Source organism: Luteibacter sp. PvP120, from assembly GCF_054055715.1.
Map to the genome: position 1 here is coordinate 735,196 of NZ_JBSRXP010000001.1, position 24,198 is coordinate 759,393.

Annotated in this window: 21 protein-coding genes and 1 tRNA gene; 5 read left to right on the forward strand and 17 right to left on the reverse strand. The window is 66.6% G+C overall.

All coding sequences use genetic code 11. The annotated features are described in order from the left end of the window. The first annotated feature begins 82 nt into the window (after positions 1–82). On the forward strand, positions 83–1,105 hold the full coding sequence (locus ACVKN3_RS02905) for a TraB/GumN family protein (RefSeq protein WP_285401441.1): 1,023 nt from the start codon (positions 83–85) through the stop codon (positions 1,103–1,105). On the opposite strand, the gene ACVKN3_RS02910 is transcribed toward ACVKN3_RS02905, so the two are convergent. The 4 genes from ACVKN3_RS02910 to ACVKN3_RS02925 all read right to left on the reverse strand — a co-directional run bounded on the left by ACVKN3_RS02910 (position 1,072) and on the right by ACVKN3_RS02925 (position 3,559). Next, on the reverse strand, positions 1,072–2,130 hold the full coding sequence (locus ACVKN3_RS02910) for a DUF4105 domain-containing protein (RefSeq protein WP_285401440.1): 1,059 nt from the start codon (positions 2,128–2,130) through the stop codon (positions 1,072–1,074). The two genes, ACVKN3_RS02905 and ACVKN3_RS02910, sit on opposite strands and share 34 nt — an antisense overlap. After that, positions 2,127–2,540 carry a PAS domain S-box protein gene (locus tag ACVKN3_RS02915; protein WP_354512589.1) on the reverse strand — a complete coding sequence of 138 codons (414 nt, stop codon included), beginning with the start codon at positions 2,538–2,540 and terminating at the stop codon, positions 2,127–2,129. Before ACVKN3_RS02915 ends, ACVKN3_RS02910 begins: the two co-directional genes overlap by 4 nt. 1 nt (position 2,541) lies before the next feature. Then, complete coding sequence (locus tag ACVKN3_RS02920) at positions 2,542–2,913, reverse strand: response regulator (RefSeq protein WP_285401436.1); 372 nt, start codon at positions 2,911–2,913, stop codon at positions 2,542–2,544. A gap of 115 nt (positions 2,914–3,028) precedes the next feature. Then, a complete protein-coding gene (locus ACVKN3_RS02925) occupies positions 3,029–3,559 on the reverse strand; it encodes a tetratricopeptide repeat protein (RefSeq protein WP_354512587.1) in 531 nt (176 codons plus the stop codon). A 125-nt stretch (positions 3,560–3,684) separates the two neighbouring features. Here ACVKN3_RS02925 and ACVKN3_RS02930 point away from each other — a divergent pair, with 125 nt between their 5' ends. Next, on the forward strand, positions 3,685–4,665 hold the full coding sequence (locus ACVKN3_RS02930) for an NAD(P)H-quinone oxidoreductase (protein WP_285401432.1): 981 nt from the start codon (positions 3,685–3,687) through the stop codon (positions 4,663–4,665). A gap of 12 nt (positions 4,666–4,677) precedes the next feature. Here ACVKN3_RS02930 and ACVKN3_RS02935 read toward each other — a convergent pair whose 3' ends face one another. The 5 genes from ACVKN3_RS02935 to tpiA form a co-directional block, all read right to left on the reverse strand. Then, complete coding sequence (locus ACVKN3_RS02935; RefSeq protein ID WP_354512585.1) at positions 4,678–5,136, reverse strand: hypothetical protein; 459 nt, start codon at positions 5,134–5,136, stop codon at positions 4,678–4,680. Between the two features lie 19 nt (positions 5,137–5,155). Continuing rightward, complete coding sequence (locus ACVKN3_RS02940; RefSeq protein ID WP_285401428.1) at positions 5,156–7,219, reverse strand: putative bifunctional diguanylate cyclase/phosphodiesterase; 2,064 nt, start codon at positions 7,217–7,219, stop codon at positions 5,156–5,158. Between the two features lie 194 nt (positions 7,220–7,413). Continuing rightward, positions 7,414–7,498 (reverse strand) — tRNA-Leu (locus tag ACVKN3_RS02945). Between the two features lie 33 nt (positions 7,499–7,531). After that, positions 7,532–7,951 (reverse strand): preprotein translocase subunit SecG, encoded by a 420-nt coding sequence (secG, locus tag ACVKN3_RS02950; RefSeq protein WP_285401426.1) that lies wholly within the window; start codon positions 7,949–7,951, stop codon positions 7,532–7,534. A 24-nt stretch (positions 7,952–7,975) separates the two neighbouring features. Beyond that, positions 7,976–8,725: a triose-phosphate isomerase gene (gene tpiA / locus ACVKN3_RS02955; RefSeq protein WP_354512583.1), complete on the reverse strand. Its 750-nt coding sequence runs from the start codon at positions 8,723–8,725 to the stop codon at positions 7,976–7,978. A gap of 159 nt (positions 8,726–8,884) precedes the next feature. On the opposite strand from tpiA, the gene ACVKN3_RS02960 reads away from it, so the two are divergent. Beyond that, positions 8,885–11,338: a DUF3772 domain-containing protein gene (locus ACVKN3_RS02960; protein ID WP_354512581.1), complete on the forward strand. Its 2,454-nt coding sequence runs from the start codon at positions 8,885–8,887 to the stop codon at positions 11,336–11,338. Between the two features lie 4 nt (positions 11,339–11,342). Here ACVKN3_RS02960 and ACVKN3_RS02965 read toward each other — a convergent pair whose 3' ends face one another. The 5 genes from ACVKN3_RS02965 to ACVKN3_RS02985 form a co-directional block, all read right to left on the reverse strand. After that, the gene (locus ACVKN3_RS02965; protein ID WP_354512579.1) at positions 11,343–12,980 is read right to left on the reverse strand and encodes a serine hydrolase; all 1,638 of its coding nucleotides are present in this window, start codon (positions 12,978–12,980) and stop codon (positions 11,343–11,345) included. Positions 12,981–13,046: 66 nt separating this feature from the next. Beyond that, on the reverse strand, positions 13,047–13,952 hold the full coding sequence (locus ACVKN3_RS02970; RefSeq protein ID WP_285401417.1) for a DMT family transporter: 906 nt from the start codon (positions 13,950–13,952) through the stop codon (positions 13,047–13,049). A gap of 102 nt (positions 13,953–14,054) precedes the next feature. Then, the gene (locus tag ACVKN3_RS02975; protein ID WP_354512576.1) at positions 14,055–15,887 is read right to left on the reverse strand and encodes an ABC transporter ATP-binding protein; all 1,833 of its coding nucleotides are present in this window, start codon (positions 15,885–15,887) and stop codon (positions 14,055–14,057) included. A gap of 23 nt (positions 15,888–15,910) precedes the next feature. Then, a complete protein-coding gene (locus tag ACVKN3_RS02980) occupies positions 15,911–16,555 on the reverse strand; it encodes a Pr6Pr family membrane protein (protein ID WP_354512574.1) in 645 nt (214 codons plus the stop codon). Between the two features lie 2 nt (positions 16,556–16,557). After that, positions 16,558–18,489, reverse strand: a complete 1,932-nt coding sequence (locus ACVKN3_RS02985) for a M1 family metallopeptidase (protein WP_354512572.1) — start codon at positions 18,487–18,489, stop codon at positions 16,558–16,560. A 185-nt stretch (positions 18,490–18,674) separates the two neighbouring features. On the opposite strand from ACVKN3_RS02985, the gene ACVKN3_RS02990 reads away from it, so the two are divergent. Both ACVKN3_RS02990 and gnd read left to right on the forward strand, forming a co-directional pair. Beyond that, a complete protein-coding gene (locus tag ACVKN3_RS02990) occupies positions 18,675–19,646 on the forward strand; it encodes a glutathione S-transferase family protein (RefSeq protein WP_354512570.1) in 972 nt (323 codons plus the stop codon). Between the two features lie 71 nt (positions 19,647–19,717). After that, on the forward strand, positions 19,718–20,722 hold the full coding sequence (gene gnd / locus ACVKN3_RS02995; protein WP_354512568.1) for a phosphogluconate dehydrogenase (NAD(+)-dependent, decarboxylating): 1,005 nt from the start codon (positions 19,718–19,720) through the stop codon (positions 20,720–20,722). Between the two features lie 181 nt (positions 20,723–20,903). Here the strand turns inward: gnd and ACVKN3_RS03000 are convergent, their stop codons facing one another. From ACVKN3_RS03000 to ACVKN3_RS03010, 3 genes are all read right to left on the reverse strand, one after another. Next, positions 20,904–21,884, reverse strand: coding sequence for a cation diffusion facilitator family transporter (locus ACVKN3_RS03000; RefSeq protein WP_354512566.1), 981 nt, complete (start codon positions 21,882–21,884; stop codon positions 20,904–20,906). A gap of 90 nt (positions 21,885–21,974) precedes the next feature. Beyond that, complete coding sequence (locus tag ACVKN3_RS03005) at positions 21,975–22,958, reverse strand: malate dehydrogenase (protein ID WP_285401403.1); 984 nt, start codon at positions 22,956–22,958, stop codon at positions 21,975–21,977. A gap of 37 nt (positions 22,959–22,995) precedes the next feature. Then, positions 22,996–24,195, reverse strand: a complete 1,200-nt coding sequence (locus tag ACVKN3_RS03010; protein ID WP_285401401.1) for an aminotransferase class I/II-fold pyridoxal phosphate-dependent enzyme — start codon at positions 24,193–24,195, stop codon at positions 22,996–22,998. Between the last annotated feature and the right edge of the window lie 3 nt (positions 24,196–24,198).

Here is a 24,198-nt window from a genome sequence, read left to right on the forward strand (position 1 = left end):
CCGGTTAAGCGGTCACCCGGGCCAAGCGGCACTCCTCCCTTCAGCGTTCCTCCTTTAGCCTAACGCCATGACCCCGAACCGCATGCTCAGAGCTCTTGCCGCCCTCGGCCTCGTCCTGTCGGCAGCCCTCCCCGTTGCCGCGCAGACGCCACCGCCCGCCGTGCCACCGCCGGCCACGTCCGTGCCCCTGCTGGAGGCGGTGACGGTCAGTGGCGAGCAGCCGGGCCCGGGCTTGTGGCGGGCAAGCCGAGGGGGCCACACGCTGCTGATCCTCGGCACGCTCACCCCGCTGCCCAAGAACATGACCTGGCAGACGCGGGAGATCGACGAGGCACTGGCCCATACCGGGGCGCTCATCCTTCCGCCCAAGGTGGAGATCAAGCCCAATGCCGGGTTCTTCGGTCGCCTTGCGCTACTGCCCTCGCTGATCGGGGTGCGCAATTCGCCCGATGGCAAGACGCTGCAGGAGACCGTGCCACCCGACGTCTACGCCCGTTGGCTCACGGTGAAGGCGAAGTACATCGGCGACGATCGCAAGGTGGAGCGCTACCGGCCCCTTTTCGCCGTGCTGGAGCTGTACAAGGCGGCCATACGCAGCAGTGGCCTGGCCCGCTCGGGCGGCGTCACGCGCACCGTCATGGACCTGGCGACGCGCCACGGCGTAAAGCAGGTGCCCGTCGAATACACCCTGCTGGTCGACGATCCGCGCGCCGTGGTGAAGTCGTTCAAGCGTTCGAACCTGGACGACGTGGCGTGCTTCGCACAGAGCATCGACAACATCGACGCACAGCTGGCCGACATGGCCCGACGTGCCAATGCGTGGGCGACGGGCGATATCGCCGCGCTGCAGGACGAACGCACCGCCCGGCAACGCATCACCTGCATGAACGCGGCGACCGACAGCGGCATAGCCCAGCAGATCGGCCTGACCGACATACCCAAGGCCGTGCGGGAGCGCTGGCTTGCCGCCGTGGATACCGCGGTGGCCGCCAACGACCAGACCCTCGCCATCGTGCCGCTGGACGACCTGCTGGGCACCGACGGCTACCTGAGCGCACTAAGCGCCAAGGGCTATAAGGTGTCGGCACCCGACGATGACGACTGAACCGACGGGACGCCGACGCGTATGGCCGACGAAAAATCGTCTTCCGCGGTGGTGGTCCGGGCACGGTCGGTGATGCGCCCGAGGCGCCGCCAGGTCTCCACGCCCAGGCGTGGGTCGAGCGCGCCGACGTCCATGAAGTATTCCGGCAGGTAACCCGTGAGCAGCAGGCGCGGGTCCAGCGGCAGGCCGCTGTCGATGCGCCGTGCCATGCGATAGACGATGGTGGTGCAGTTGGAGGTCACCGTGTTGTAGAAACGCGGCTCGTGCGTCATCCGGTTGGCGGCTTCCACGTAGGACACGAACAGCGAGCGCATGGCCTCGCGTGGCATGCGCAACGGGAACAGGTAGTCGTCCTCGCCGCGCACGTTGGTCCTGACGCGAACGATATCGCGCTCGTCGGCGGCAAGCAGGATCAATTCGAACTGCTTGAAGAACCCACCCACCTCGGAAAAGGCCTCGCCTCGCTCCCGCCGGATCTCGACCGAGAAGACCAGGTGGCGTCCGTCGTCGAAACCGAACGACAGCATGGCGTGCGCGATGGCCTCGCCCGACCAGTAGGAGAGGATCGCGTCCACCCCGGTGAGGTGATCGAGATCGTACTGGCGGGTTTCCCATCGTGCGTCGTAGTCGTCATCCGTGCGCCAGTCGAAATGGCGAACGTTGTGCAGGGTGACGCGCGAGCCGTCGATCGTTCCCGACACCAGCCGGCTCACGTCGTCCGCCCAGACGCGATCGTTCGACGGCCGCACGGTGGTCCACCACAGGACCAGTGCCGACAACGCGACCAGCATCGCCACCGGCGCCCACCAGGGGCGCCAGACGACCAGGGCGGCGCACAGGCCCAGCCACGCCACCGACCATGCGCCCGCGCCGACCATCCGCACGTAGGACGGCCCGGGCAGCTGGTAGCTCAGCGCAAGCGTGCCCCAGGCACCCGAAACGAACAGCACCAGCCCCACCGCCGCGCCGACGAGGACACGGGCAAGCAGGCGATATGTCCCGCCACGCGCGACACGGCTTCTCATCCGGGGCGCGGCTCGCCGATGGCGTCGTGGACCAGCACCGCCCCCACCTGGTCACCGTCCCGATCGCAGACCGGATACGACGTACCCTGCATGACCTGGCGGCTGCCGTCGGGGCGTCGCACGACCCATCGGGCATGCCGAATGGTCTCGCCGTGTTGGACGGAACGGGTCAGTGGCAGGTCATCGGAGGGATAGGGACGCCCTTCCTCCGTGAACAGGCCATACATCCGGCTGTAGTCTTCGGGGATCACCGCCAGCCGCACCCATCCGTGCAACTGGGCGGCGCGATCGTTGACATGCACGATGGCGCCGGCGGCATCCACGACGATGACTCCGAAATCGGTGTCCTTCAGGCTGCGCCACGGCTGTCCACCATACGTCCACGGCTCGTCGAAATCGATACGCGACATGTCACCCCCTGGTCGATGTCGCCTGGTCCAGTGCATTTTCCAGCTGGTGAAGACTATACGGTTTGCAGACGACGGGCGCGCGGTACGTTTCGGGAATATCCGTGCTGAGCGTACCGGTGGCCAGCACGTAGGGAATGCCCCGCCGCTGCAGCTCGTCCAGTACCGGATAGGCCATGACACCCTGCAGGTCGAGATCGACCACCGCCACGTCGAACTGTTCCATCCGGGCAAGGCGGAGCGCATCCGTCAGGCAGGACGCGGACGCGGCGATGTCGAAGCCCAGCCGCTCCGTGAGCAGGTCCTTCAGCGCGGCAGCCAGGTCCGCATGGTCTTCGAAGACGATCACGCGCCGCGCGACATGGATGCTGCTCATGGAACCCCCGGACTTGCGGTGCTGTCTCCCCTTGCAGGCACGCTACACCGGTTGCCCACTGCCAGCCATACACCGAATGGCAAGGGCGCGCCGCCCCCGCCGAACGAGCCGAACCTCATGGCGCGGACGCGTCGTCCGCTGCTTCGACGATGAACGGTGGCGCGCCGCCATCGGCCTTGCCGTGGGAGCCGAGGTCGTCGCCGACCTTGGCCAGCCGCTGGGCGATACGTACGCCGTCACCGCGCAACGGATCGCCGGGCTTGCCCGCTTGTGCGCTGTCGATCATCGCCGCCTGTGCCTGCTTCAGGCGGACCACGCCCAGGTTGTAGAGGGCCCGCGCATCGCCTGGCCTGATCTGGATCGCGCGGTCGTAAGCCATCACGGCGTCGTCCTGTCGCTGCAGCCGGAAACGTGCATTACCCAGGTGGAACCAGGCATCGGCGTCGTCCGGAGCATCACGCACGAGCGCTTCGTAGAGGTCGGCGGCACGCTGCATGTCGCCATGGGCATACGCCAGGTGGGCCTCGCGCTCACGCTGCGCCACGTCGGCGCCCTGAGGCGATTCGGGCAAGGTCCCATGTGCGGCGCAACCCGCCAGCGCCATCAGGCCGGCAAGGAGCGAAGCCCGCAGTGTCACGTTCGTCATGGGTATCCCATCTCCATCGGCTTTGCCGTGCAGCTTGTCGCCTGGCCTGCAGCGCGTCAATGCGGCACACCCGCGCACGCGCCTCTTCACCCTCGCCTCGCGCGGGCGGCGCGATGCTCGTCGGCATGAAAGCCATCATCTTCGACGACTTCGGCGCGGCCGACGTACTGCACCTGGGCGAGGTGGACGATCCCACCCCGCGTGACGACGACCTGCTGGTGCGCGTGCACGCCGCGGGCGTGAACCGGGCGGATATCATCCAGCGCACCGGGGGCTACAAGCGGGACAACTTCGGCGACTCCCCGGTCATGGGCCTGGAAATCGCGGGCGAAGTGATCGCCGTGGGGCGCAACGTGCACGGCCATGCCGTGGGCGATCGGGTCATGGGTATCGTCGGCGGCGGCGCCTACGCGCCCCTGGCGCGCATCGACCACCGCATGGCCATGGCCATTCCGGAGGGCATGGACTATGCCGACGCCGCCGCGATCCCCGAGGCCTTCGTCACCGCCCACGAAGCGGCCTTCCACCTGGGACGCCTGGAATCGATGGATGCCATCCTGGTGCACGCCGGCGCGAGTGGCGTCGGCTCGGCCGCCATCCAGTTGGCCCACGCCGCCGGGGCACGCGTGTTCGCGACCGCCAGCGAGGGCAAGCTGGACCGCGTCCGCGGGTTCGGTGCGGATGTCGCCATCGACTACCGTGGCAGCGACTTCGCCGAGGCGATCGCACGCGAAACGGAAAAGCGCGGTGTGGACGTGATCGTCGACTTCATCGGTGCCTCCTACTTCGACCGCAACCTGGCCTCGCTCAACCATGGCGGACGCCTGGTCGAGGTGGGTCTGCTGGGCGGCAGTGCGAAGGCCAGCCTGCCCCTGGACCAGTTGCTGTACCGGCACCTGCAAATCATCGGCACGGTGATGAAATCCCGCCCCGCGGCGGTCAAGCAGGCCATGACACGGCGGTTCCGCGAGCGCTGGCTGCACCGTTTCAACGACGGCACGCTGCACCCGGTGGTCGATAGCCGCTTTCCCCTCGCGGAGGCCGCGGCGGCCCACGCCCACATGGAATCGGGCAAGAGCGTGGGCAAGATCGTCCTCACGATGTGAGAACGATCGCTGTCAGGCCTTGAAGAAGGCGTCCGGTGTTTCCACCGCCAGCGGCTCATGCAACTCGAGCGTGCGACCCGCGTCGGCATAGGGCGCATACGGGACGTAGATCAGGCGCGCGATCCCCGGCGCTTCGATATGCACGCGTATGCCGCTCCGGACAGGGGAGTTCAGCTCGGCCGGAATGGTCACGGGCGCAAGGAGGGCAGCCGCGGCCACGCCACCGTCGGCACAGGCACGTGTGAGCGCCTCCGCCGTCGACCAGTACACATCCAGGATGGGCGACTGCTCCACGTCAGGCGCAACCTCCCCTTGCACGGCGGAAAATTCACCGTGCACGGCCGAAAACTTGCCGTCCGTCGAGATGACCATGCCGAACGGATAGAAGTCGCCGTCTTCTTCCAGCCTGCCCTTGGCGAACGAGACGGTGAACTCGAAGAGTCGGTCGATCGGATCGGCGGTCTGGTTCATGGCGGTTCCGGTGGGTGCGTCAGCGCGCATCGTAATGCACCGGCATCGACAACGCGACCTGCGCGGGGGGCACCGGCCTGCCCAGCAGGTATCCCTGCAGTACGTTGCAGCCCAACCGCGTGAGCAAGGCCTGCTGCTCGGCGGTTTCCACGCCTTCGGCGACGATCTTCAGACCGAGGGTCTTGCCCAGGGCGACGATGGCCGAGACGATCGCCTCGTCGTCGTTGCCTTGCGTCAGCTCGGCGATGAAGCCCCGGTCGATCTTCAGTTCGTTGGCCGGCAGCTGCTTGAGGTAGAGCAGGCTGGAATAACCGGTGCCGAAGTCGTCGATGGAAATGCCGATGCCCAGCGCCGCCACCTGGTTGAGGATGGCCAGGCTGGTGGCCGCGTCACGCATGGCGGTGGATTCGGTCACTTCCAGCACGAGGTGCCGCGGCTCGAGCTGGTGGCGATGCAGCGTGTCGCGCAGCACGTCGAGCAGGCCGGCATGGGTCAGCTGCACCGTGGACAGGTTGACCGCCACGGTCCAGTCCGTGTGCCCCTGCGCCTGCCATACGCGCATCTGCCGGCAGGCCTCGTCGATCACCCAGTTGCCGATGGGCACGATCAGCCCCGTGCGTTCGGCAACCGGCAGGAATTCGTCGGGCGCGATGATCCCCCGCCCGGGCGGTTGCCAGCGCAGCAGGGCCTCGACGCCGATCATGGGCCCCGCGGGGGACACCACCTTGGGCTGGTAGTGCAACAGGAATTCGCCGTTGTCGACGGCCCGCCGCAGGTCATGCTGCAGCTGCAGCTGCTGGTGCACGTTGGCATTCATCGCTTTTTCGAAGAAGCAGTAGCCATTACGCCCCTGCTCCTTCGCGTGATACATCGCCGCGTCGGCGTTGATCATCAGCTCGTGCGTGGTTCGCCCGTCCTCGGGGTAGATGGCGATGCCGATGCTGGCGGCGACATGGATGGCGTGGTCGTCGATCACGTACACCGCCGCCAGTTGGTCGACCAAGCGCTGCGACAGTTCCGCGGCGTCTTCCGGGCCGCGGATGTCGAGCACCAGCACGAACTCATCGCCACCCAGCCGTGCCACCGTGTCCTGTCCGCGCCCCAGCTTCAGGATACGAGCCGCTACTTCCTTGAGCAGCAGGTCGCCGACGTGATGTCCGTAGACGTCGTTCACGGCCTTGAACCCGTCCAGATCGACGAAGAGAACGGCAAGCTGGCGCCGGTCGCGTTCCGCCATGTCGATGGCGTGCTCCATGCGATCGCCGAGCAACACGCGATTGGGCAAGCGCGTCAGGTTGTCGTGCAGCGCGAGCTGCACCAGTTCGCTGTTTGCCCGGTCCAGCGACAGGGCCAGCGCGTCCGCACGAACGTCCAGCATGGACACGATGAGCGTGATGGCGAACACGGCGAGACTGACGACAATGACGACGAACGCAAGCCATTTCGCATCGATACCGGTATAGGCGGCACCGCACCAGCTATCCGCGGGGAACGCGGAAGCCGCCATCCCGGTGTAATGCATGCCGACGATGGCACAGCCCATGACCAGCGACGCGCCCAGCCGTGCCAGCACCACCCGCTCGCTATCGTGACGCAGGCGAAACGCGATCCACAAGGCGGCACCCGACGCCAGCACCGCGATCGCCACCGATGCCGCGAACAACCAGGGATCGTAGATCACCCCCGGCTGCATCTTCATCGCGGCCATGCCGGTGTAGTGCATCGTGGCGATGCCTGCCCCCAGCAGCAATGCACCGCCACAGAGGCGCCGGCGAGGCAACTGCGGCAGGCAGACCAGCCACAGGGCGAAGGCGGATGAGCCGACGGCGATCACCAGCGACAGCGCGGTGAGGCCCAGGTCGTAGCCCACGGCGATAGGCAACCGGAACGCCAGCATACCGATGAAATGCATCGACCAGATGCCGAAGCCCATGGCCACGGCGCCGCCGATCAGCCACAGCAACGAGGCACGGCCTCGCGCACCCGTCACACGGCTGGCCATGATCAGCGCCGTGTAGGACGCCAGCACGGCGACAACGAGCGAGAACACGACGAGGATGCCGCTATAGCTGCTTGCGAGCATGGAAAAGGGTTTGCCTGATGACGTCACCGCAGCATGCGGCTATAGGCGAGTATCGGCAAATTTACCAAATTATTGAGCTTTAGCGATCATCGAGTGTCTATGCATTCAGGTAGCGGCACCGGGTATTCGGGCACAAAAAAACCCGCTTTCGCGGGTTCGTTTGCGATCCGGTTGAGGTACTCCGAATCTTGCGTTGGTGCCCAAGGGGGGACTCGAACCCCCACAGCCTAAGCCGCTACCACCTCAAGGTAGTGCGTCTACCAATTCCGCCACCTGGGCATAACTTTTACAGCGTGTTGCAGGTATCGCTGATTACTTCTTGGCCGGTTCGGCGGGAGCCTGCGAGGCATCCTGCTTGGCAGCCGGGGTGTCGCCATTGGCAGCGGCGGGTGCCTGCGGCACGTCCGACGCAACCGGCTTCACCGGAGCATTGCTGGCGGGAGCGGCCGGGACCGTGGCACCGGACATCACGCCGAGATCCGCGGCCGGCTGCGGAGCACCCGAGCGACCGAGATAAATACCCATACCCAGGCTGAGCACGAAGAACAGTGCCGCAAGGATGGCGGTGGCCCGCGTCATGAAGCTGGACGAGCCGCGCGCACCGAACACGGTGGCCGACGCGCCGCCACCGAAACCGGAACCTGCGTCCGCGCCGGCACCGCGCTGCATGAGGATCAGCACGATCATCGCCGCGGCGATCAGGATATAGAAAACGCTGAAGAGGATGAACATGTCTTCTTGTTTGCCGTGTCGCGATTATCGCGCCGCGGCGCATATATCCAGGAAATCGGACGCTACGAGAGACGCACCGCCGATGAGTCCCCCGTCTACGTCCGGCTGGGCGAAAAGTTCGGCCGCATTGGCCGGCTTGACGCTTCCGCCGTAAAGCACCCGGGTCAGGAGCGAGATATTAACATCCTTTTTTGCCAGTTGGCTACGGATGAACGCATGAATTTTTTGCACCTTGTCCGGGGTGGCGGTCAGCCCCGTGCCGATGGCCCAGACCGGCTCGTAGGCAATCACGATGTCACGGAAAGCGTCCACGCCCATATGGTCCAGCACCGTGCCCAGCTGGCGGCCGATGACGGCCTCGGCCTGCCCCGCTTCGTGTTCGTCCTGCGTCTCGCCGACGCAGAGGATGGGCGTGAGGCAGGCATGCCGCGCGGCATGCACTTTCCTCGCCACCAGCGCATCGGATTCGCCATGGTACTGGCGACGCTCCGAGTGGCCCGCCAGTACCCAGGCGGCGCCCACGTCGCGCAGCATGCTGCCCGCCACTTCACCCGTGTAGGCGCCAGGTTGCGTGTGTTCCGATACATCCTGCGCCCCGAAACCCAGGCCGCTGGCAGCGTAGCGGCGCGCCAGGTCGTGCAGGAAGACGGCCGGCGGAAACGCTACGATGTCGACAGTGCCGGGCAGCGCCTTTACCACCGCGCCGATCAGGTCGTCCGCCATGCCCGGCGAGCCATGCATCTTCCAGTTACCGGCGACGAGCTTCGTGCGCATGGGTCGGGTTTCCGTACGGGACTAGGGGCGGCAGGATAACGGCGGGTCACGGTGTGGCAAAGCTGCATTGCCGCATCGTCGGCCCGCGCGTGCCCTTTCGGCCAGCGTAACGCAGCGACCGGCGTCCGGCATGGCCCGACCTGCCTTATGATCGCCCGCATGCGTACATTGAGAATTCTCTTCATCGCCCTGCTCGTCGCCACGAGCGGCCCCGTCTTCGCCCAGAGCGACGACGATTCCACGGCCTCGCCGGCACCTGCCGCGGTTGCCACGCCAGCCCAGCAGCTGGACGACCTTCGCGGCCAACTCGACCAGGTCGAGAAGGCCATGAAGGACGACCAGATCACGGACGGCAAGATCGACGACCTTCGTGGCAAGGCCACGGACATCGTGTCCAGCGCCCAGGCCGTCTCCGGCACGCTGCGCTCCAGCCGCGACGCCGCCAAGGCGCGTCTCGACCAGCTCGGCCCCGCACCGGCCGCCGGAGCGAAGGAAGCGCCCGAACTGGCGGCCTCGCGCAAGGACGCGACCAAGGCGTTCAACGCGGTGGATGCGCAGGTCAAGCAGGCCGACGGCATCGCACTGGAAGCGCAGCAGACCTCCGGCCAGTTGGCCGACCTGCGCCGCATCCGCTTCCAGCAGACCATCTCGCAGCGGACCAACTCGCCGCTGTCCCGCGCGTTCTGGTCCGATCCGGCGCAGGCCTTCCCGCGCGACTCGTCCAACCTGCGGGATTTCGGTAACCAGGTGAAGACCGACCTGGTTGGCAGCTGGACGCAGGGCAACCGCACTGCGCTGGTCACGTGCGTGCTGTTCGGCCTGCTGCTGATGACGGCCGTGCGCTTCTACATCGAACACCGGGTGCGCCACCTCACCGCCAACCGCATGCCGCCCGGCCGCCTGCGGCGTTCGGCCCTGATCCTCGGCATCGCGCTGACCTCCACCCTCACCACCGGCCTGGGCACGCAGTTGCTTTACCTGGGCATCAACTGGAACGACACGCTCAGCCACGACACCGACGAAATGGCCCGGCATGTCGTCAGCCTGGTGTTCTTCAGCGCCTTCGTCGCCGGTCTCGGTCGCGCCCTGATCTCCGCCAAGCGACCCTCCTGGCGGTTGCCCGCACTGGCCGACGAGACGGCCATGCAACTGCGGCGTTTCCCCATGGCGTTCTCCCTCGCCATCGTGCTGTTCCGCTTCCTCGAGGACCTCAACCGCACGATCGGCACCAGTCTTGCCGCGACGGTCATGACCAGCAGCGTGCAGGCGGTGGTGCTGACCGTGCTGGCGGCGCTCGTGCTGATCCGGCTCGGACGCACCCACCGCGCCGAAGGCGAGGACGAGGCGCCTCCCTCGCGCCCGGTCTGGACCAGCGTGCTGATCGCCGCCGCGTGGATCGCCATCGTCGCCGCATGGGTCGGCCTGCTGCTGGGCTACGTGTCGTTCGCGGCCTTCATGGCCGGGCGCGTGGTCTGGATTACCATCGTGATCGCGGCCACCTATCTCGCGATGCGTCTGGTCGACGACCTCTTCGAAACGCTGCTCTCGGAAAAGGGCCCGATGAGCGCCCGCGCCCAGGCCGTGTTCGGTACGCATCCCCGGTTGCTGGACCAGGCGGGCGTGCTGCTGTCCGGTGTCGTGCGCCTGGGCCTGTTCCTGCTCGGCCTGTCCGCCGCGGCGGCCGGTGCCGGCGGCAGCGTGCCCGATCTGCTCGAACTGGGCGGCAAGCTGCAGTCGCTGAAGATCTACAACGTCGAGCTGAAGCCTGACCAGATCCTCACGGCGATCGGCCTGTTCTTCGTCGGCCTGCTGGCGGTACGCACGGCGAAGAACTGGCTCGCCGACCAGTACCTGCCGCGGACCAACCTCGATCCGGGCATGCGCAGTTCGCTGACCACCCTGCTGGGGTATGTCGGCGTCGTCGTCGTCGTGGCGATCGCCCTGCTGGCGATGGGCCTGTCGGTACAGAACGTGGCCTGGGTGGCCTCGGCACTGTCCGTCGGCATCGGCTTCGGCCTCCAGGCCATCGTGCAGAATTTCATCTGCGGCCTGATCCTGCTGGCGGAGCGACCGGTCAAGGTGGGCGACTGGGTGGTGCTCGACGACGCGGAGGGCGACATCCGGCGCATCAACGTCCGTGCCACCGAGATCCAGGTAGGCGACCGGTCGACCATCATCGTGCCCAACTCGTCGTTCATCACCAAGCCGGTGCGGAACATGACGATGGCCAACCCGCAGGGACGCGTGCAGATCAAGATGCCGATGCCGCTGGACAGCGATCCGGTGGACGTGCGCAGCCACATGCTGGAAGCCATGGGCGCACACAACGCCGTGCAGGAGAGCCCTGCCCCGTCGGTCACCCTGGACGGCATCGATCGCACGGCGATGATGTTCGTCGCCACCTGCTACGTGGGCAGCCCGCGCGACGTGGGCAACGTCAAGAGCGACCTGCTGTTCGACATCATCGCGCGCCTGCGCGGCGCGGATATCCCGCTGCTGCGTCCGCAGGACCTGGTGCTGCGCTCCGGCGGTGCCATGCCTGAGATGACGGGGCCGCCAGGCCCGACCGCCGCCGGTGCGCCGAAGGCATCGACGGACGATCCGGCAGGCTGAAGCGTTACTTCACGGGCGTGAGCCGCAGGTCCTGGAAGTCGAAGCTGAAGTCCGTCAGCGGCGACACCGGTTCCATGCGGATCTCGCGGACCTTGCCATCCGGGTCCAGCGTGAAGTTGACGAACGCATCGCCGTTGAGCGAGCGATCGTCCCAGTGGGCGATGAACGTATCGTGCTGCCACGGCTCCAGCGTGCCGGTGAGCTGCGCCGTCTTGGTGAACGTCATGACCAGCTTGCCGCCCTGCCGGGTCACCTTGACGTCGCCGTACCACGGGTCACGGTACGTGCCCACGTAACCGTCCAGCGGTAGCGACGGCTTGGTGCCTTTCATGCGCGCCGCCTCGTGCGTCTTCATGCTGTCGTCGGCGTTGCCCTCGGATTTCTTCACGCCGGCCGCGTAGGCGGCGATCCAATCCGTCTTCGGTGCATCGGTGAAGGCATCGAGGGCGCGCATGGTGACCGCCTGGAAGGCGGCGCCGCTTTCCTGGTTGGTCAGCACCACGATGCCCAGCTTGAGATCGGGCACCATGGTCACGCGCGACACCATGCCCGGCCAACCGCCGGTGTGCCAGACCAGCTTGTGGCCGCGGTAGTCGGATACGAACCAGCCTTCGCCGTAGCCCGAGAAATTCGGCCTGGCCGCCTTCAGTTCGGGCACGCTGGGTTCAGGGATGCGGATGGGCGTGATCAGCGACCACATCTCGGCTTGGCGCTTCTCGCTGAACAGGCGTTGTGACTTGCCGGCGGCGTCGGTGTAGGTACCGCCGGCCAGCTGCATGGTCAGCCACTTCGACAGGTCGTGCACGCTCGAGTAGATGCCGCCGGCGGACGGATTGTTGCTCCACGACATGGGTCCGACCGGCTTCAGGTCCTTGAAATCGAACTTGGCATGGCCCGTGGCGATATCGTCGTTCGGCCCGATCGTGGTCGGTGCGTGCGTCTGCGACTCGGTCATGCCCAGCGGCACGAAGATGCGGTCGCGTACGAAGTCGGCCCACGGCTTGCCGGTGACTTCCTCCACCACCAGGCCGGCCACGGCGAAGAGAATGTTGTCGTACGCGTACTCGGCGCGGAAGCTGTTGGTCAGCGGCACGTAGCGGAGGCGCTGTACCACTTCACGGGTGGTGTACGAGGTGGTCGGCCAGTACAGCAGGTCGCCCGCGCCCAGGCTCAGACCGCTGCGGTGCGCGAGCAGGTCGCGGATGCGCATCTCGCGGGTGACGAACGGATCGGACATCTGGAACCACGGCAGCCGGTCGACCACGCGATCGTTCATGTCCAGCTTGTTCTCGTCGGCGAGGATGGCCAGCGACGCGGCGGTGAACGCCTTGGTGTTGGATGCGATGGCGAACTGCGTGTGTGCGTCCACCTTCTTCGGCTCACCCAGCTTGCGCACGCCCGAGCCCATCTCCAGCACGAGCCGGCCGTCCTTGACGATGGCCACCGCGATACCCGGTACGTCGAACTGCTTGCGCGTGGCATCGACGTAGGCGTCGAAGTCGGCCAGGGCAGCCGGACGGGCCGGTGCCGCGGTCGTTGCCGCGGATGGCACCGAAGCCACATCCTGCGCCGGCGCGGCCAGCGCACAGGCGAGGCTGGCGCCACCGACGGCGAGGATATGACGAACACGAAGACGCGACATGCAAGGCCCCTGCGGCAAAAAACGATGCCGGGACTATTCCACGCATCGTCGTCCGGGGAAAGGGCCTCAGGCCACCTTGCGCTGCTGGCTGAGCAGCACGCTGCCGAGGATGATCGCGCCGGCCAGCGCCATCGTCGGGGTCAGCGCCTCGCCAAGGAACATCCATGCCCAGGCGACGCCGAACAACGGCACCAGGTAGGTCGCGGTGGCGGCACGCGGTGCGCCGATGCGCTGGATCAGGCGGAAATAGAACGCATAGGCCAGCCCGGTGCAGAGCACGCCCAGCGCGATGACGGCCAGCCACGACGTCGCCGGGATGGGTGCGTCCGGCCAGGTCAGCGCGGCCAGGGGCGCGGTCAGCACGGTGGCGCCGAGCAGGCAGCCGGCAGCGACGGCGGTCGGGGCGATATCGGCGAGGTAACGTTTGATGAGGTTGCCGGCCAGACCGTAGCAGAACGCGGCTGCGGCACCGGCGAGCGCGGCCGGCGCCACGTTGTCGCCCGCCGTCCGCCCGCTGGCCAGGATCAGTACGCCGGCGAAACCGGCCACCAGTGCGATGGCCTTGCGCGTGCCGATGCGCTCGCCGAAGCCGACGAACGCGACCAGCGCGGCGAACAGCACCGTCATGCTGTTGGCGATGGCACCGATGCCCGCGGGAGCACGCTCGGCACCCCAGGCGAACAGCGTGAACGGCACGGCGGCGCTGAGCGCACCGAGCGCCAGCATTTTCCACAGGTGCGACAGCCGAAGGGTCTTGCGCGCCCGCAGCAGCAACGGCAGCAGCACCAGCGAGCCGAACAGCAGCCGGGTCGCCACCATGGGAAACGGCCCGAAATCCTTCGCCGCCACCCGCATGAACAGGAACGATCCGCCCCAGATGGCGCCTAGCGCGACCAGTTCCACGGGTGTCCGCCAGTCGCGGTCTACGCCGGCAAGGCGGTTGTCGATCGGTGCATCGCTGGTGGCGGACATACGTACCTCTCCCTTGGGTAACGCCATTGTCGCCGGAACCGAACGGGCCACAAGCGCATTGCGTGCAAGTCAGCCTCGCATTCGTTTCATATCGGCGGCCGTTTACTCCGCGCCGACGAAACCGCCGGTCTGGTGCGCCCACAAACGCGCGTACAGGCCACCCTGGGCGATCAGCTCCGCATGGGTGCCGGTTTCCACGATGGCGCCGTGGTCCATGACCACCAGGCGATCCATCTTCGCGATGGTCGAAAGACGATGCGCAATGGCGATGACGGTCTTGCCGCGCATCAGCGTTTCGAGGCTTTCCTGGATGGCGGCCTCGGCTTCGGAATCAAGCGCCGAGGTGGCTTCGTCCAGCACCAGGATGGGCGCGTCCTTGAGCAGCACCCGCGCGATGGCGATGCGCTGTCGCTGCCCGCCGGACAGCTTGACGCCCCGCTCGCCCGCATGGGCATCGTAGCCGGTGCGGCCTTCGCCGTCTGACAGCAGCGGGATGAACTCGTCCGCGCGTGCCTGGCGCACCGCCTCGGCCATCTCGGCCTCGGTGGCATCGGGTCGCCCGTAGAGCAGGTTGTCGCGGATGGACCGGTGCAGCAGCGAGGTGTCCTGGGTAACCACGCCGATCTTCGAACGCAGGGATTCCTGGGTCACCCGTGCCACGTCCTGGCCATCGATGAGGATCTGGCCGTGCTCCAGGTCGTAAAGGCGCAGCAGCACGTTGACCATGGTGGACTTGCCCGCACCGGACGGGCCCACCAGGCCGATCTTTTCGCCGGCACGCACGGTGAGGTCCAGGCCGCCGATGATGCCGCCAGCCTTGCCGTAGTGGAAATGGATGTCCTTGAAGTGCACCTCGCCGCGGGTGACCGCCAGCGGCGCCGCGTCGGGGCGATCCACCACCGTGCGCTCCTGCGCCAGCGTGGTGATGCCGTCCTGCACGGTGCCGACATCCTCGAAGATGCCGTTGACCACCCACATGATCCATCCGGACATGTTGTTGATGCGGATGACCAGGCCCACCGCGAGCGCCACCTGACCGGTGGACACGGTGCCGCGCGACCACAGCCACAGGGCCAGGATGCTGGTGCCGGCGATCAGCAGGCCGTTGAGGGCGGTGATCGACGCGTCCATGGTGGTGACCATGCGGCTGGACGAGCGCACCTTGTCGGTCTGCTCGACGATGGCTTCCTTCGCGTAGGCTTCTTCGCGGTTGGTATGCGCGAACAGCTTGAGCGTCATCACGTTGCTGTAGCCGTCGACGATACGGCCCATTAGCTTGGAGCGCGCCTCGGAGGCCTTCCACGAGCGCTCCTTCACGCGGGGCACGAAGAACACCAGCATGCCCACGTAGCAGGCGATCCAGCCCACCAGCGGCATCGCCAGCCAGATGTCCGCCCGCGCGAACAGGTAGATGGAGGTGCCCGCGTAGACGGTGACGTACCACAGCGCATCGACCACCTGCACGGCAGACTGCCGCAGCGACGGTGCCGTCTGCATGATGCGGTTGGCGATGCGCCCGGCGAAATCGTTCTGGAAGAACGAGAGGCTTTGCTTCAGCACGTAACGATGGTGCTGCCAGCGCATCATGCTGGTCATGCCGGGGTTCAGCGCCTGGTTGACCAGCAGGTCGTGCAGGCCGATGGACACGGGACGCAACACCACCACTACGAAGCCCATCCACCACAGGGTGCGGGCATGGGTGGCGAAGAACGTGGCGGCGGGCGTCTTCTGGGCCATGTCCACCAGTCGGCCGAGGAAGTCGAACAGCGCAACTTCGATCAGCGCCACGGCCAGGCCCACGACCAGCGCGGCACCGAAGATCTTCCATACCTGGCGGAGGTAGAACGCGTAGAAACGTACGACGCCCTTCGGCGGGGTCTGGTCGGGGACCTCGCGGAAGATGTCGATCAGGGATTCGAACCAGCGGAATATCATGCGTTCATTGTAGACCGGGAAGGTTACGGGCGTGCCCGAAGGCCGCGTGCGAGTGCACGGTCCATCGCGACCAATCCCATGCCCAGCCCGAGAAACAGTGCACCGACCAGCGCGCTGTTGAGCAGCACGGCCGCATAGCCCAGGTGCCGCACGTCCATGAACGGGTACGGGTATTCGTGCACCACGGCGCCCCGCGCAAGCGTCCAGGCAAGGAACACCACGGGGAAACCCAGCCAGCGCAGCGCATCGCCCCAGTCCAGCGAGCCGTGCGGCAACAAGGCGATCCACCAGACCAGGAACAGGAACGGCACCACGTAATGCAGGGCGCGGTCGGCGACGAGTTCCGGCCCCATGGGATGCCACAGCGACTGCAACACGGTCGCGTAGACCAGGCAGGTGACCGAGATCGACAGCGCCGCCAGTCCACGCACCCGCGGACCGCGCCAGAATCGCACGGGCGCCCAGCTGCCACCGGTGACCCACGCGGTAGCCACGAGGGCCACCAGCAGGTTGGACAGGATGGTGAAGAAGCTGAAGAAGCGCAGCGTCACCTCGGGCCATGGTCCGGACCACAGCGACAGCCAGTACTGCAGCATCAGCGCCGGCCAGGCCACCGCCGCGACGACCAGGGCGAACAGATGGGAGACCGCACCCACGCGTGGCGTCATGGTCAGCGCGGCCAGGCGTTGTTGATGCGATCGCGGTCGGGAAGCGCGTGGTCCGGATCGATCACCGCGCGGACGATCGCCTTCGTCCCGGGCAGGGTCACCTCGAACGTGGTGTGCTGCTGCCAGGTTTCCACGGGGATGCGGATGTCCCGCGTGCTCCGGTCGGCGAAGGTCACCCGCAGCGTGGCCGGCATGACCAGGCGATCGAGGTTGGCCAGCGTGACCTTCGTGCCGGCGACCTTCGTCACCGCGAGGTCCAGCTCCCAGTTGTTGGCGTACCAGCCGCGCCAGAACCAGCCGAGGTCTTCGCCCGTCTCGCTCTCCATCAGGCGGAAGAAATCGGAGGGCGTGGGATGCCGGAACGCCCATGTGGCGATGTACTTGCGGAACGCGGGGTCGAACCGCTCCGGGCCGACGATCTGCTCGCGCAACAGCACCAGGCCAAGCGCGGCCTTGAAGTACGTGGCCGGATGGCGGTATTTCTCCTTGACCATGTCCGCGCCGATCAGCAGGTTGGGCGCATCGCGGTCGGCCAGCAGCGGCAGGATCTCGTCCACCGGGTTGCCACCCTTGGGGGCGTATTCGCCATCCCGCTTGGGCGCGAACTCGCCGCCGTGGAACGCGTCGGCTTCGTACACGTCGATGAAGGTATTGAAGCCTTCGTCCATCCAGGCGTTGCGGCGTTCGTCGGTGCCCACGATCATCGGGAACCACGTATGGCCGATCTCGTGCGCCGTGACCATGTGCAGGTCCTTGGGCGAGGCCTTCATCGGGTCGAACACGATGCCCGGATATTCCATTCCGCTGGCCGCGGAGCCGGCTTCGTTCACCGCCACGGGGTACGGATACGGGTACCAGCGCGCCGAGAAGTGTTCCACCGCGGCCTTCAGGTATTCCGTCGAGCGGCCCCAGGCGGTTTCGCCGACGCTCTCCACCGGATAGACCGACATCGCCAGCGCCTTGCGGCCTTCCGGCAGGTTGATGCGTGCGGCATCCCAGACATAGCTGGTCGAGGCACCGAAGGCGACGTCGCGCGTGTTCCGCATGCGGAACTTCCAGGTCAACGTGCCGCCTTTCGCGGGCCGGCTACCCGGGTCGGTCACTTCGGCCGGCGTACGGATCATCACCGTGGCGTCGCTGTCGTGCGCGCGGGCCAGGCGATCGCGCTGCGTAGCCGTGAGCACGTCCTCCGGATTGACCAGCTCGCCGGAGCCCGCGACGATCATGTCGGCAGGCACCGTGACGGCATAGTTGAAATCACCGTATTCGAGGTAGAACTCGCTGTTGAGATAAGGCGCGGTGTCCCAGCCACGCAGATCGTCATAGACGCACATGCGCGGGTACCACTGCGCCATCTCGTAGATGTTGCCGTTCTTCGACGGCGCGAAGCCGGTCCGGCCACCGAAGTCGCCCGGCAGGTCGTAGGAATATTCGATCGTCAGCGTGATCTTGCCGCCGCGGGCCGGCAACGGCTGCGGCAGGCGCACCTGCATGCGCGTGTCGCTCACCACGTAGTTCGCCTTCACGGCCCGGCCGCCCTGCTCCACCGTCACCGTGGCGATGCCGTAACCGTCGGTATGCGACGTAGGCATCGCGCCGGCCGTGAAGTTGCCGCGGGCTTCCTGGGTAAACCGGTTTTCGTCCAGCTGCAGCCAGAGCACGTCCAACGCGTCCGGACTGTTGTTGGTGTAGTGCACGGTGGCCTTGCCCACCAGCGTGTTGCGGACCGGGTCGAGCGTGGCGGCCAGGTCGTAGTCCGCCCGGTTCTGCCAGAACAGTGGGCCCGGCATGCCGCTGCCGGAGCGATAGGCCGTGACCGGCTGCGGATAGGTGAACGGCGCGAACGCCTCCCGGGGATCGTAGGTACCGGCGGCCGCGCCGAACGAGGCCGCCAGCGCAAGGCCGGCAAGCGAGAGACGGACTGGGTTTTTCATCGGGGGCACCCTGGGGACGACCCTTGAGCGTAACCGGCAAACCAAGCCGGCCTCTACCGTGCCAGAAGTCAGGCCAACGCGTGCGATCGCGCGGTGCCACCCGTGTGCACACACCGCCCTCACATGACGTAATCTTCGCTCGGCATGCGCTATCAAGGTGGTTTATCCCTGAAGGAGGGCTCCCCATGGGGTTGCTCGTCGAAGGCAGATGGACCACCGCAGGCTACGACACCGGCAAGAGCGGTGGACGCTTCGAGCGCGAGCCGACGCGCTTCCGCCACTGGATCACCCGCGACGGCGCGCCCGGCACGACCGGCGAGGGCGGCTTCATGGCCGAACCCGGCCGTTACCACCTGTACATCGCCCGGGCGTGCCCCTGGGCCCATCGCACCGCGATCTTCCGTCAACTGAAGGGACTGGACGCCCTGATCGGGTTGTCGGTCACCCACTGGCTGATGGGCGATGAGGGTTGGACGTTCGAGCCCGCCGACGGCGTGATCCCGGACACGGTCAACCACACCCGTTGCGTCCACGAGCTCTACCGGTTGTCCGACGCGACCGTATCGGGGCGCGCCACCGTACCGGTCCTTTGGGACAAACAGCGACGCTGCATCGTCAGCAACGAGTCGGCGGACATCATCCGCATGTTCAACACGGCATTCGACGGTATCGGCGCCATCCCGGGGGATTTTTATCCAGAGTCGCTGCGCGGGCAGATCGACGGCTACAATGCGCGTATCTACGATACGGTGAACAATGGCGTGTACAAGGCGGGCTTCGCCGGTACCCAGGCGGCCTACGACGAGGCCGTCCACCCGCTTTTCGATACGCTGGACTGGCTGGAAAGCCACCTGCGCGACCACCGCTACCTGTGCGGCGACACCGTGACCGAGGCCGACTGGCGGCTGTTCACCACCCTGATCCGCTTCGACGCGGCGTACCACGGCCACTTCAAATGCAACCTGCGCCGCCTGATCGACTATCCCGCGCTCCAGGCGTATACGCGCGCGTTGTATCAGGTGCCCGGCATCCGCGGAACGGTCGACTTCGCGCACATCAAAAAGCACTATTACCTGAGCCACCCCTGGCTGGACCCGACGGGCATCGTTCCCGCCGGCCCGGATGCCGACTTCGACACGCCCCTCGCGGCGGCCTGACCTCGCCACGCCTTGCATCCTGACCAGACAGCCACATATTCCCCCCCGATAAACACACGAGGACCCCACGCATGAAAATCGGCTTGATCGGACTGGGCAAGATGGGCGGCAATATCGCCCGCCGCCTGATGAGGGACGGTCACCAGACCGTGGTGTACGACAACAACACCGACGCGCGCGCCACGCTGGCGAAGGATGGCGGTGAGGCCGTCGACTCCCTCGAGGCGCTGGTGCAGGCGCTGCCCTCGCCCAAGGTCGTGTGGGTCATGCTGCCCTCCGGCGAGATCACCGAGACCACGATCGCCAAGATCAGCGGCATGCTGGGCAAGGACGACATCATCATCGACGGCGGCAATACGTTCTACAAGGACGATGCCCGCCGTGCCGAGGAACTGGCCGCCAAGGGCCAGCATTACGTGGATGTCGGCACCTCCGGCGGCGTGTGGGGCCTCGATCGCGGCTACTGCATGATGATCGGCGGCGACAAGGCCACCGTCGATTTCCTCGACCCGATCTTCAAGACCCTCGCCCCGGGCGCTGGCGACATCCCGCGCACGGAAGCCCGCGACGGCCGTGATCCGCGCGTCGAGAACGGCTATATGCATGCCGGTCCGGCCGGTGCCGGTCATTTCGTCAAGATGATCCATAACGGCATCGAGTACGGCATGATGCAGGCCTTCGCGGAAGGCTTCGATATCCTGAAGAACCGTAACGGCACCCAGTTGCCGGAACGCGAGCGCTACCAGCTCGACATGGCCGACATCGCGGAAGTGTGGCGTCGCGGCAGCGTGGTGTCCTCGTGGCTGCTCGACCTCACCGCCAGCGCACTGGCCAAGGGCCCCGAGCTGGAGAACTACTCCGGTTACGTCGACGATTCGGGCGAAGGCCGTTGGACGATCAATGCCGCGATCGAGGAAGCCGTCCCCGCCGAGGTACTCACCTCCGCGCTGTTCGCCCGCTTCCGCTCGCGCCAGGACCACACCTACGGCGAGCGTCTGCTGTCGGCCATGCGCATGGGCTTCGGTGGCCACATCGAAGGCCGTGGCACGCCGCCGAAAGAAGGCGAGCATTCCTGAAAGGAACGCTTGAGCCGTTGAAAAAAGGCCCCTCGGGGCCTTTTTTCTGCCCGGCTTTTGTAGGAGCCGACGATGTCGGCGATCGCTCGCCTCGTTTTACGACTGGACACGCCTTGCTCCCCCCGGGCGAGCGGCCTTCGTCGCATCATGTGCGTCAACGGTTCGCGGACATCGTCCGCTCCTACGGGGTGGTTGCGCCGGGATGGGGCGTCGCGTTGTCGGCCTGGCCGTCGAGTTGGGCCAGGCGCTCGCGCCAGCGTTCGGGCGTCTGCGGCTTGATGAAGAGCGCCACGATAGGCAACTCGGCGGCCTCGGTCCGCCGTTCGATCTCGCGAATGCATTCCTCGATCTGCACGGTGGTCAGCGCATCGTCGAAGGCCGCGGACAAGGCGACCATCACATGATCCGGTCCGACCTGCACCGTCAGCACGCCATTGACGGCCTCGACGCCCGGGACCTCGCCGGCGATCCGGCACACCTTTGCCAGCAGCCCCGGCTGCGCCGGCTCGCCGATCAGCAGCTGCTTGCTCTCGCGCGCCAGTGCGAGGGCGGCCAGCGCCAGCACCACGGCGATCCCGACCGAGGCCCAGCCGTCGATGCGCGCGTCGTTGAACCGGTGCGAGCAGTAGACGCCGATCGCCGCGATGCCCAGGCCCAGCAGCGCCGCCGTGTCTTCGAACAGCACAGTGAAGGTGGTCGGATCCTTGCTACGTCGAAACGCCTCGAAATAACCCAGGCTGCCCTTCTTCCGCCGCACGCTCTTCAGCGACAGCCACCAGGACGCGCCCTCGAACAGCGCACTCGCCGCCAGCACGATATAGGCGACCTTCGGGTCTTCCAGCGGGGCCGGCGCCAGGATGTGGTTGACCCCTTCGTACAACGAAAATCCCGCGCCCAGGGATAGCACCAGCAGCGCGACGATGAAACTCCAGAAGTACAGTTCACGGCCAAAGCCCAGAGGATGCAGGCGATCGGGCGGGCGCTGCGAGCGTTTCAGCCCGTAGAGCAGCAACACCTCGTTGATGCTGTCGACCAGGGAGTGCACGCCCTCCGACAGCATCGCGGCACTGCCGGTGAGCGCGGCCGCGACGAACTTGGCCGCGGCAATGGCGACATTGGCGGCAAGCGCCACATAAACGACGAGTCGGGAACCTTCAGCCATGCGCCATCGTCGCGGCAGCGGTGTGTTCCGGAGGTAAAACGAAAAGGGCCGCGCCTCGCGGCGCGGCCCTCGACCGGTACACAGCGCCGGTTACTTGGCGAACAGGTGCTCGACGCCCGCGCGCTCCTCGCGCAGTTCCTTTTCGGTCGCGTCGATGCGCGCCTGCGAGAACGCGTTGATCTGAAGACCCTGCACGATGGCGTACTTGCCATCCTTGACCGTGACCGGGTAGCCGAAGATCACGCCCGGCTCGACACCGTAGGAACCGTCGGACGGAATCGCCATGGAGACCCAGTCGCCCTCGGCGGTACCGAGCGTCCAGTCACGCATGTGGTCGATGGCAGCCGATGCGGCCGACGCAGCCGACGAGGCGCCACGGGCCTTGATGATCGCCGCGCCGCGCTGCTGCACGGTCGGGATGAAGTCGCCCTCGTACCAGGCCTGGTCGACCTGCTCCAGCGCCGCCTTGCCCTTCACCGTGGTGGTGTGCAGGTCCGGGTACTGGGTGGAGCTGTGATTGCCCCAGATCGTCAGCTTCCTGATGTCGGTCGAGTGCGAACCCGTCTTCTCGGCCAGCTGCGACAGCGCGCGGTTGTGGTCCAGGCGGACCATCGCGGTGAAGCACTTCGGATCCAGATCCGGGGCGTTCTGCTGGGCGATCAGCGCATTGGTGTTGGCCGGGTTGCCCACCACCAGCACGCGCACGTCGCGCTTGGCGTGGTCGTTCAGTGCCTTGCCCTGCGGGCCGAAGATGGCACCGTTGGCCTCGAGCAGATCCTTGCGCTCCATGCCGGGGCCACGCGGACGCGCGCCGACCAGCAGCGCGTAGTCGACATCCTTGAAGGCGACGTTGAGGTCGTCGGTGGCGACCACGCCCGCGAGGGTCGGGAACGCGCAATCGTTGAGCTCCATGACCACGCCCTGCAGCGTGGGCAGCGCCGGGGTGATCTCGAGCAGGTGCAGGATGACCGGCTGGTCGGGGCCCAGCATGTCGCCGGCGGCGATACGGAACAGGAGGGCATAGCCGATCTGGCCGGCTGCGCCGGTAACGGCAACGCGAACGGGTGCTTTCATCTTTCGACTCCTCAGGGATATCGCGTGGGACTTTCGATCAGTTGAGTTCGGCGAAGAACTCGACGATGCGGGCCATGCCCTTGTCGAGCGCCTCGTCCGGGCACGAATAGGAAATACGCAGGGCGCGCGGCTCGCCGAACGCGGAGCCCGGCACGCAGGCCACGCCCTTGGCCTCCAGCAGCGCGGCGCAGAAGTCGACGTCGGACGTGATCGGCACACCATTGTGCGTTTTGCCGAAGGCCACCGAGATATCCGGGAAGGCGTAGAACGCACCCTGCGGTCGCGGGCAGACCACGCCGGGAATGGAGACCAGTGCGTCGTAGACACGGTCGCGCTTGGCGGCGAACTCGACGCACTTGGCGACCGGCACGTCCTGCGGACCGGACAACGCGGCCACCGCGGCGGCCGTGACCACTTCGGGAAGGCTGGTGATGTGGTTGGAATTGAGGACGGTGACCGCACGCGCCACGGCCACCGGCGCGGCGATGAAGCCCACGCGCCAACCGGGCATGCCGTAGGTCTTCGACAAGGAGTCGACGAAGATCGTGCGGTCCTTCAGTTCGGGACGCACGTGCACGAAGTTGTGATAACCCACGCCGTCGAACACCATCGTGTTGTAGATGTCGTCGGTGATGATCCAGGTATCCGGATACTTCGCAATGACGTCGGCCAGCGCGGCGATTTCATCCCGCGTATAGACCATGCCCGTGGGATTGGACGGGTTGTTGAACAGGAACACGCGCGGCTTGCGCGCCAGCGCTTCGTCAAGCTGCGCGGGCGTGAGCTTGTAGTGCTGCTCGGGCGGGCACGGCAGGATGTTGATCTTCGCGCCGACGATCTCGGCGATGTCGAGGTAGCTGGTCCAGTACGGCGCCGGGAAGGCGATTTCGTCGCCCTCGTCCAGCAGGGCCTCGGCCAGGTTGTAGAGGATCTGCTTGGCGCCGACGCCGGTGGAGACGTTCTCGCGCGTGTACCCGGTGAGCCCGAGTGCCTCGATATGGCCCAGGAAGGCATCGACCAGCGCATCGGCGCCACGGTTGCTGCCGTACTGGCCGGAATCCTTCGCCAGGGCTTCTCGCGCGGCGGCATACACATGCTCGCCGGGGAGGAAGTTGGGCACGCCGATCGAGAAACTGACGATGTCGCGGCCTTCGGCCTTCAGGCGCTTGGCCTTTTCGGCGATGACCATGATCGCACTGGGTTTGGCGCGACCCATTCGCGTGGCAAGCTGCGGCATCGT